The organism is Desulfonatronum thiosulfatophilum (assembly GCF_900104215.1).
Classification (GTDB): domain Bacteria; phylum Desulfobacterota; class Desulfovibrionia; order Desulfovibrionales; family Desulfonatronaceae; genus Desulfonatronum; species Desulfonatronum thiosulfatophilum.
Window position 1 is genome coordinate 115551 of record NZ_FMXO01000015.1, and the last position, 9817, is coordinate 125367.

9 protein-coding genes and 1 riboswitch are annotated in these 9817 nt (G+C 52.2%); of the genes, 3 read left to right on the forward strand and 6 right to left on the reverse strand.

Features of this window, described 5'->3' with window-relative positions:
• Positions 1-124: 124 nt before the first annotated feature.
• Complete coding sequence (locus tag BLP93_RS13170; protein ID WP_092122585.1) at positions 125-673, reverse strand: hemerythrin domain-containing protein; 549 nt, start codon at positions 671-673, stop codon at positions 125-127.
• Positions 674-700: 27 nt separating this feature from the next.
• Entirely contained in the window at positions 701-1132 is a 432-nt protein-coding gene (locus tag BLP93_RS13175; protein ID WP_092122588.1) for an HPr family phosphocarrier protein, read from the reverse strand.
• A gap of 607 nt (positions 1133-1739) precedes the next feature.
• Between BLP93_RS13175 and BLP93_RS13180 the strand changes: the two genes are divergently transcribed.
• Positions 1740-3068, forward strand: a complete 1329-nt coding sequence (locus tag BLP93_RS13180; protein ID WP_161946334.1) for a ferredoxin reductase family protein — start codon at positions 1740-1742, stop codon at positions 3066-3068.
• A 357-nt stretch (positions 3069-3425) separates the two neighbouring features.
• The gene (locus BLP93_RS13185) at positions 3426-4250 is read left to right on the forward strand and encodes a glucose 1-dehydrogenase (protein ID WP_092122594.1); all 825 of its coding nucleotides are present in this window, start codon (positions 3426-3428) and stop codon (positions 4248-4250) included.
• A gap of 211 nt (positions 4251-4461) precedes the next feature.
• On the opposite strand, the gene BLP93_RS13190 is transcribed toward BLP93_RS13185, so the two are convergent.
• The 4 genes from BLP93_RS13190 to BLP93_RS17560 all read right to left on the reverse strand — a co-directional run bounded on the left by BLP93_RS13190 (position 4462) and on the right by BLP93_RS17560 (position 8912).
• Positions 4462-4869: a response regulator gene (locus tag BLP93_RS13190; protein WP_092122597.1), complete on the reverse strand. Its 408-nt coding sequence runs from the start codon at positions 4867-4869 to the stop codon at positions 4462-4464.
• Positions 4870-5396: 527 nt separating this feature from the next.
• Positions 5397-6608 (reverse strand): ATP-binding protein, encoded by a 1212-nt coding sequence (locus BLP93_RS13195; protein WP_092122600.1) that lies wholly within the window; start codon positions 6606-6608, stop codon positions 5397-5399.
• A 425-nt stretch (positions 6609-7033) separates the two neighbouring features.
• Positions 7034-7957: a transposase gene (locus BLP93_RS13200; RefSeq protein ID WP_092122603.1), complete on the reverse strand. Its 924-nt coding sequence runs from the start codon at positions 7955-7957 to the stop codon at positions 7034-7036.
• A 481-nt stretch (positions 7958-8438) separates the two neighbouring features.
• Positions 8439-8912: a prepilin-type N-terminal cleavage/methylation domain-containing protein gene (locus BLP93_RS17560; RefSeq protein ID WP_279615066.1), complete on the reverse strand. Its 474-nt coding sequence runs from the start codon at positions 8910-8912 to the stop codon at positions 8439-8441.
• Positions 8913-9121: 209 nt separating this feature from the next.
• Positions 9122-9229, reverse strand: a riboswitch (cyclic di-GMP riboswitch).
• A gap of 381 nt (positions 9230-9610) precedes the next feature.
• On the opposite strand from BLP93_RS17560, the gene BLP93_RS16710 reads away from it, so the two are divergent.
• A partial coding sequence (locus tag BLP93_RS16710; RefSeq protein WP_482156190.1) for a transposase occupies positions 9611-9817 on the forward strand: 207 nt, incomplete at its 3' end.

Here is a 9817-nt window from a genome sequence, read left to right on the forward strand (position 1 = left end):
GCCGCCGCCTGCTTCAGGCTTATCCACGGGTAATGACCCGAAGAGCTCGAAACAGTGCGGCGGCAGAAATGGATGTGGGGAACCTGGAGTAACGTTCCTCTATCAGCAGGGCAGTTATACAAGCCTACCCGGAACTTGCCTTTTTGGCGTATGATTCCACCACGGAATCATACTTTTCATGGATCATCAGCCTGTCGAACTCCATGAACTCTTCCAACAGGGCCTCTTCTTCCCGGTCGGTGAAATAGTTCCTGGAAGCCGGGAAGAAGACCTTGTCCTCCTTCTCGATGTGTTCGGGATACAGGTCGACCAGGGCTCGAAGGTTCTCTTCGATCCGATCCAGTGCGGATTCATCGCCATTGCGGTACCGCGCATTGGCCTGTTCGATCTTCTGGACGACTTTTCTCGCGTAGACATGATCTGCAATCAATTCGTCCATCATTCGCCTGTCCTCGGTGGACAGACCCTTTTCGTCAAGCTTCTTGAATAGAATATCCTCTTCTTTGCCATGATGCGTTCTGTCGGCATAGGTACGGATGAAATCAACGGCAATATCCACCAGTTCAGGGTCGATCCGGTTTCCTTTCCGGATGTAACCGGCAGTTTCCTCGATCAGGGATATCATCCGTTCGATCACCCGGTGTTCTTTCATCAGTTGCCCTCGGGCCTGCATCACGCACCTCCTCTGTCAGTTCGTGACCTACCTGGCGAAGTTTTCCATGGTCTTGTCCGGTTGAACTCGTACGGAATTGCGCAGGTAGTTATGAACATGAAACACTTCGCTTTTAACAAATTCTTCGGCCGCGTGGACCGTATTCCGGAAAACGTGGCTTTCGGAAAATCTCCTTTGACTTGATAATTGCTCTTTTTCTTCGCACATGCCGTTGCCGATGAGATCGCAGATCTCGTCCAGGGCCATGCCGGCGTCTCTGCCTGAGGCTTCAATGTTTACAACCATTCCCGGTCCCACGGCCAGCCCGAGAATATCCAGGATGCTCTTGGCATCCGCTTTCTTGTTTTCCACGCACAAGCTGATGTCCGCATCAAACGACTTGGCCTTCCTGGCCAGCACGGCCGCCGGCCGGGCATGCAATCCATAGGGGTCGTGAATCGTGACTTGCCTGACAATCATATGTGTATTGCTCCTTTAAGCTGAAATATAAGGTATTTTTTGTTTCATGGCGCCGAGAATTAAACGCAATCAGCCACTGCCGACCAGGTCGGCCCTGACTATTGTACAAGAAAAATGCCATCAGGGTTGATTCGATACAAACATGAATTTACAGGCTAAAAATTTCACGGGTTTCATCCGGCATGTCTTATTCCATAAAAACAAGATTCATTTTCTCAAGAAGCGAGAAGCCAATACGCAGACGTAGGGATGCACCTTTGGAATGTGCTTCTGAATTCAATTGGCACAAGGAATGCTCATCTCCTTGGGCATCAATATGGGTGCCAGGAATTCGTCGAACCCTATTCATCCGAAATCATGCCATGTTTCGAGGATTGAATTGGTGCTGGATGTGGGGGTTATTGTCGGGCAAGAATGTTTTCTTATGAATTGATATTGAGTGAGAAAATTTTCAGCAGAAAATTCCTCTGAAATGGTAACCCCGTGTTGAGTTCGATTGTCAGGGGGGATTGGGATTTCGATTGGGGATTTCGATTGCGATTTCGATTGCGATTGCGATTTCGATTTGTTGCGAGTTGGATAAGTGGTGATGATGGGGAGGGTGGGTGTGATCATCAAGAAGCAGTATTACTGGGGGTATCTGGTTGTTGGGATGAGTCTGGTGCTCACCTACGCGATCTATTTCGGATCGATGTGGTTTTACGACGACTGGTACGATTACCGCCTGAAGTATCTCGCCAAGATCGGAAGCATGGGCACGACGATATTGATGTGCTGGGCGCTGATCCTGGCAGCGAGGTTGCGGGTGGTGGAGCGACTGTTCGGCGGGCTGGACAAGGTCTACAAGGCGCACCGCAGATTCGGTGAAGTCGCTTTGTACATTATATTTCTGCACCCGATTTTTCTGGCTCTCGATCCAGAATTCGACTTCCTTCGCTTTTTCTGGATCGCGCAAATGTCCGGCGAAGCGGGACATTACTATTATGCCCGGATGACCGGCCTGGCTGCCCTGACCGCCCTGGTCGGACTGACCTCGTTGTCCCTGTGGATCTCGCTGCCCTACCACGTCTGGAAACAGACGCACAATTTTTTCGGGCTGGTGCTGGTGCTGGTGATCTTCCATGGCGTCTTCGCCCAGGGCGAGATCATGTCGTATCCGCTGCTTGGCGCCTGGTTCATCGTGTGGGTTGCAATCGCGCTATGCTGCTATTTCTACATCCGGGTGCTCTACCGCTGGTTCGGGCCGCTCCACGACTACCTGGTGGATCATGTCCGGACCCTGGGCGACATCACCGAGGTATACCTTCGCCCACGGGACCCAAAGCGGAAAATGGCCTTTCACCCCGGCCAGTTCCTGTACGTCTACTTCGATTCGCCGGATCTGCGGGCCGAGCCGCATCCTTTCAGCATTTCGTCGGCGCCCCAGGCCGGGAACATCCGGATATCCGTCAAAAAGATGGGCGATTGGACAAAGCAGCTTCCCGTCCTCAAGCCGGATCAGCGGGCCTTTGTCTGGGGCCCCTACGGCAAGTTCGGCGACCACATGGCGGAGCATGCGGACAAGGAATCCGTTTTGCTGGCCGGCGGGATCGGAATCACGCCCTTTTTGAGCATGGTGGAGAATGAGGATTTTCTGGAAGGTAAATACAACAAGGCGCATCTCTTCTACAGCGTGCAGATACCGGAAGAAGCCTACTACCACGACGAAATCACGGAACTCGGCGTGAAGGAGGAATATCTGCACTACATTCCCCACTCTTCCGATTCCGAAGGCTATCTCACGCCGGAGGTCATCGCGGAGCGTGTGGGCGACCTGAAGACCAAGGTCTACCTGATCTGCGGACCGAAGGTGATGATGGATTCGCTGCGGGAAGAGCTCATGAAAGCCGGCGTGCCTTTTGAACAGATCTTCACGGAAGATTTCAGCATCATCTGATGCCCGGAACTTTGGGTTTGTCAGGTATAGGCTATCTGTCTGGGATAGAAGATAAAGATTATTTGAACCGCCCGCTTCGCTCAAGGCGCGGAGGACGCCAAGGAAAACATTTTAGAAAGCAGGGAAAGAGCTGCTTTCTAAAAGGATGCCTCACCCCTGTCGGGGTGATGTAACTTCGCCGTCAGGCGTGAAGCCCTTTTGCCTGCCGCATCTTTCCAGCGGAAGGCAAAAATTCTTCTTGGCGTCCCCTGCGCCTTGAGCGGAGCGGGCGGTTCCAATTTCATGAAACAGGGAGTTCGTTCTTCATAAGGACTCTCCAGCCAAAACAATCCCCAATTGCATCAAACGGAGGACGAGATGAACCAGGAATATCCAAAATCATCAATCATTCTGAACGGCCAGACCGCCGTGGTCACCGGCGGCAGTTCGGGCATCGGCGCGGGCATTGCCCGGGCTTTGGGCGAAGCCGGGGCGAACGTGGTGGTCAACTATTCCAGCAGCCGCGAAGGAGCCGAAGAGGTGGTCGCGGGGATCAGGGATCAGGGCGGGCAGGCCATTGCCGTCCAGGCCGACGTGAGCAGCGAGTCGGATGTGGAGGCCATGTTCCGCAAGACCGTGGAGACATACGGCACCGTGGACATCCTGATCAGCAACGCGGGAGTGCAGCAGGACGCGGCCTTTACGGAGATGACCCTGGACGAGTGGAACATGGTCATCAACATCAACCTGACCGGAAGTTTTCTCTGCGCCCGGGCCGCAACCCGGGAGTTTCTGCGCCGGGGCATGGTTCCGGAGCGATCTTCAGCCCTGGGCAAGATCATTTTCGTCAGTTCGGTGCATGAGATAATCCCCTGGTCCGGGCGGGTGAACTACGCATCCTCCAAGGGCGGCCTGATGCTGTTCATGAAAAGCATTGCCCAGGAACTGGGAGCCGAGGGAATCCGCGTCAACAGTATCGCTCCCGGCGCGATCAAAACGCCCATCAATCGCGAAACCTGGGATGACCCGGAATCTAAGGCCGAATTGTTGAAACTGATCCCGCGCCACCGGATCGGAGACCCCGTAGATATCGCCAAGGCGGCGTTATGGCTGGCTTCGGATGAGTCGGACTACGTCCACGGCACAAGCCTGGTCGTGGATGGAGGCATGATTCTCTATCCCGGCTTCATTTCGGGCGGATGAGCCGTCCCCCCTGGGACCGCCGCACTCCAGTGCGGCCTGTCCTGGATCGCACTCCAGTGCGCCACGCATCTTTCCTCGTCCGGGATCGTCGTTTCCAGTGCGGCGATCCCGGATGAGGCTGCGGTCTTTCGGTAATTTCGATTTGGATTGCGATTGCGATTTGGATTTCGATAGGTGTGATGGGTAGAGGATCGATCAGATGTCCAGAGGATCATGCCAGGCAGCATTTTTCTCCGGATTGAAAGCGGGGATGGCCTGATTTGTAAAGAACAAGCTCGATCTTTTCCTTCAACTCCGTAAGGTCGATGGACTTGCAGACGAAGTGATCCGCGGCCAGCGATTGCAGGTCTCGCTGGAATTCATCGCGGGAACTGCAGAGAATAACCGGCAGTTCGTAACCATGACGCCGAATTTCCCGCAACAGATCGAAGCCGGAACGATTGCCTTCCAGCTTGATGTCCAGGATGACCACATCCGGTTTTTCCTGCTGCAACAGATCAATGATATCTTTTGAACCGTCGGATGTGGCGACATCATACCCCGCATCCTGGAGTTCCTCAAAATAGAACAGCCGAATATAGTATTCATCGTCGATGACAAGAATCTTTGCGTTGTACATCTGAATCACCTTACCATGGCCACGGATGATCTGCCTCGCAAACCTCGTGGTTCTTTCGTAGTCATTGCGGATACAAATGCCGGAATGATCCGGCAGGGAGCGGGACCGGATACGGGGCTCCGTTATACATGCCGATGACATATCAATATCAATGCCAAAGCATGGCCGCGAGCAACACCATGGAATCATTTGTTTTCAGTACATGAAGAAGAACCATGAAACAAATACATTCCATGGTTGCAAGAACATATTCTTGCGAAGAGTTTCAGAATTCGTCGAGTGCTGAGGTGATCCGCAAGTTTTTTGAACCTATTGATCCTTGTCTGTGTCAATCCGGGTGAGTTGGCCAACATGAAAAGCGCCGTCTTCTGAATATAATCAAAAAAAGGGGCGGCTCCGAATAGGGGCCGCCCCTTGCCGATGATTACATTTTCAAACCGGCAATTTCTGCATTTTCGAGCAGGCGCTAATACTCCCTCCCCCCCACTTAACTGATAACTGATTAATTCTTCCCTTCCCTCCTCTTCTCAATACATAAAACCAAACAACCACAACGGAATCCTGCGACCGTGTCCCACTTCAAGATCATCCACCGCCAGGTATCCGGCGGGCAGGTCGTTGATCTGGTTTTGTTTTTTCCCCTTGCCCCCGACTTCAAAGGTCCATTTGCCCTGAACCAGGAAATCGCCCCGGGCCGGGACAGTCAGGCCTTCGTCCACCAGGCGCTGCCGGGGCAGGGCCGAGGCGATCTGGTTGGCGAAGAAGGTTTCCCGAATGTTGCCCGGATCAGGCGTCTGGGCCAGGGCTTGAGCTAGATTGGTATTGTCGAGGTAGACTTTTTCCGGCTTGGCCAGCAGTCCAGCCCCGCCTCCCGCCTGGCGCACCAAGCGCAACAGCCGGGCCTCTTGAAGTTTTTCCAGATAATCATAGATACTTGGTCTGGAGATCCCGGTCATGCGGGCCAGCTTTGCAATGTCCGGAATAATGGGCACGCTGGTGGAAATCAGGTAGAGCAGTTTTTTCAGCTTGCCGATCTGCCGAGGGGCGATGGAGGCCGCCAAGGGCAGGTCCATCTCCAAAATCTGCCCCATGACCGCGGTCAGTTTCAACGGATACTGTTCCACGCCCTCCAGGAAGAACGGGTAATAGCCATGTTCAAGATATGCCCGGAAGCACGGCAGAACCTTGATTCGCTGGACCACCGCCCCTGCCAGGGTGACATGATCCTCCAGGATCCGCTCCAGTGGCAGTGGGGCAAATTCCTGTTGATGGGCCAGCAAGAGGTATTCCCTGAACGAAAGGCCGTGTAGCTCGTGGACTAGGGCTCTCCGGCTCAGGTCCGCCTTCTGGGCGCTCATCCTCAGGATCGAGGAACCGGAAAAAACGACCCGCAGCCCCGGGATGGAGTCGTATATGGCCTTGATTTGCCGCGACCACTCCGGATGCTTGTGGACCTCGTCCACGCAGAGCAACTCGCCCCCATACGCGGCAAATGATTCCGCAAAATCAAATAGAGGCTGGGCCTCAAAGTAGGGGTGGTCGATGCTGACATACGCTGCCTTGTCACTGAAGCCGTAGATGTCCTTGATGCGCTGCAGCATCATTGTTGTCTTGCCCACCCCGCGAGCGCCCACGATCCCCAGCAGGCGATGGTTCCAGTCAATAAGGTCATGCAGATATCGCCTGGATTCGGTTAGACTGGAAAGCAGAGAGTGCTGCTGCGAAAAGAGTGCGTCCATAGCTTCAGCTATTTCCCGGTTTCATGAGGGATGAAGGTAGGCATTTCCCACTGGCCTTGAAATTCTCTTTACACATCAACCCATAAAATGTAAAACTAATTTTACACAAATCTGTTTTCTGTTAGAATCCGGCGCATAAGGTGTTCTGCCAATCCATTTTCGGACTTTAATTCATCAAACACCTTCTCCTGCGTATACACCAATAGGCGCGGTCGCTCCTTTAGCTTTGCCTCGAACAGCTTCGCTCAAATCGCCAAGGACGCCAAGAAAAGCATTTTTGAGAGGGAGCAGAGAATGAATGGATTCTGTTTGCGTCCATCGCCGACAGTCCGAGAACCTTTTGTCTCCGGCATCTTTCCAGCAGGAGCCAAAATTCTTTGCGCCCTTGGCGACTTATGCGAAGCGAGCGGTTCCCTTTTTCCAGGTCAACCATCACCCCCCAACCTCTTCATCGAATACACCCCATACACCCCGCCAACCGGCGTAAACCTCCGCTCATCCTTGGAATTCAGCAGGTGTTTCACACCGTCGAAGACCTCGGCCACGAACTCTTTTGAGCCGATGATGCCGCTGTCCGTGAAATACCGGCACCGGTGGCGGAAGACGTCGGCGCGGCTGAGGCGGTAGCCTTTTTTGCGTTCACGTTTGACCAGTTCCGGATCGAGCTGCTTGCCCTTGCCGGCATCCATGGCTCCGGTTTCGTATACGAACTGCCGGTATTTCCGAACGATCTCCTTTGGATCAAACTCGTTCCACTCCTTCAGGCCCAGGTCGAGGTCCAACAGGCCGTCCCGGTTGCCGGTCTGGACCAGGTATCCCAAACCGGACCAGCGATAATCCTCGGGTTTGCGAACCAGACCGGCCCGGACCGGATTCAGGTCCACATAGGCCAGCAGATTGACCAGGCTGGCTCCTTCCTGAACGATCATGCTCTTGAACCGGTCACCCCAGAAAAATCCTTTCCTGTTCCGACGCTTGTTGAAGTACCGCGTAAAGCCTTGCTTGATGTCCTTCACGAACGCTCCCAGGGTGACCAGTCGCCGACGATAGTCCTGCACCTGGTGCGGCATGATCACGGCATCATCGCCGAACTGCTTCCGGTAACGCTTCACGATCTCATCATCCGTTGCCGCCTCTTCAGTATGCATCCTGACAACAAGATGAAAATGGTTGCCCATTAAACTAAACCCCAACAAGTCAACAAAATAGAACTTGCTCAACCTGGCCACAATGGCCATCAGGTGATCCTTCTCGATATCCTGCAACGGAAAGCCCTCCAAGGCTGTCCTGGACATGACGTGATAAATCGTCGGACGATCTTCCCGAACAAATCTGGCTATGCGACCCATGATTGACTCCTTTGGCTGAAAAATAACCGGAGAAATGAAGCTAATCCCGGACAACTGCGCCTGTCAAATATGAACCTGTCCCTACTCTCCCCTGCAAATGTATGTCTGGTCGGTAACCAATCTCGACCCAAGCGAGAGAATAAAAACGTCGGCTGCGGGCAACAATTCATAGCACCCCGGATTTCTCAAGCCGGGATGTTCAGGGAATCTCCATCTTCCCACTTGACTTTCTTATCATGGATGTCCTTTTTTTCCTTCCTGGACATGACATGATAAATCGCCGAACGATCTCGATTTCCCCGAATAAATCTGGCTATGCGACCCATGGTTGACTCCTTTGGCTGAAGAATAACCGGAGAAATGAAGCTAATCCCGGACAACTGCGCTGTCAAATATGAACCGGTCCCTCTTATCCCCTTAATATAACTAAAAGGGGGGCCGTAGCCCCCCCTTTTAGTTATATTAAAAAAAGAATTATGGATCAGCTGCCTTCTGCTGGCGCTGCTGCCCCAGGCACACACGTGAATGTAGATTGTGGGTTTGATAGACCAGAGCAAGTAATTGTAACCTTGCTTACTTCATAAGTGCCACCACCATAAACAACTCTTCCATGATTTGTTACGAATACATAGTCTGGATCAGTCGGATCATCATCGATATAACAAGCAAGCTCATATTCTAAAGCTTCCGCTGGCACCAGTGTGGTATCTAGCTCAGGGGCAACCTTAGGGGTCGAAGTAGCTGCATCCATAGTATCAGCTGCTGCATAAGCAGCTCCAAGCATATTCATGCACTGCTTAACAGTAGCCTGACCAGCAGTAGCCGCCGAACGCGCCTTATACTTCCCAAACTGTGGAATCGCAATCGCCGCCAGAATCCCGATAATCGCCACAACGATCAACAATTCGATCAACGTAAAGCCTTGTTCCCCTTTCCTCGGCATTGTCATGGACATGATGTCTCTCCTTTGAAAATGTTTTGCCCGTTGCGTTTTGGTGTTGCCTAAACGCCGCCACGTAAGTCACCAGTACTGAATGATTGTCCTTCTGGCGCGGGCTTTTCGAAGAGAGGGATCAGGGAGGAAAAAAGAACGTGTTGCATTCCTGCCATCAACTCTGACTTCTGCCGGGCTTTGCCTTAACTGCATCGGCTCTGCCCAGTGTGTCCGGCAACCCTGCCGCCATGTCCCACCCGCTTTGCTGTGCGAGGCGGGCAAAATTTAGGCCGTCGGCTTTGCGTCCCACCCTTTCGGATGGTTTGCCCTTATCAGACTTCGTCATTCAGTTGTCTGCATTACGCATAAGATAGGGAACCTTGTCAAGGGCAGGATGCAGAAATTGTTGAAGGTTGATGCAGCAAGTAATTAAATTACTGTTTTAACGAGATTGATCAAGCGATTATTTGCATATCCGGCGAGGTTGGATATCGGCAGTGAATTTGTCTTTTTAGATCCAGATATATTGAATTTCGGGCATTTTTGGCTGTGCCATCTTTAATAAACGGTGCTACTCTGATCTTATGTAGTCTGCCCTGAAAATAGGTCAACTATTTAAAATTGTTTGACATTTTTTCTATTTCGTAGTACATTTTCAACCAGTTACTGCAGTATTTCTGTAATAAGCCGGTCGAAAAATCACTGATTTTGGAGTGACTATGAAGGCGAAAAAGAAAAATTGTAATCAAGGCAACTTCCTCTATCCGGATTTGTTGAAACAACTCAATCCCCATCATTCTCTGCTTCAACTGGCTAAACAGATCCCTTGGCAGCACTTCGATGATGAGTTTACGGTTTACTACAGCGAGAAAGGGCGCCCAGCAAAACCAATCCGGCTCATGGTCGGGTTGATGATCCTCAAGCAA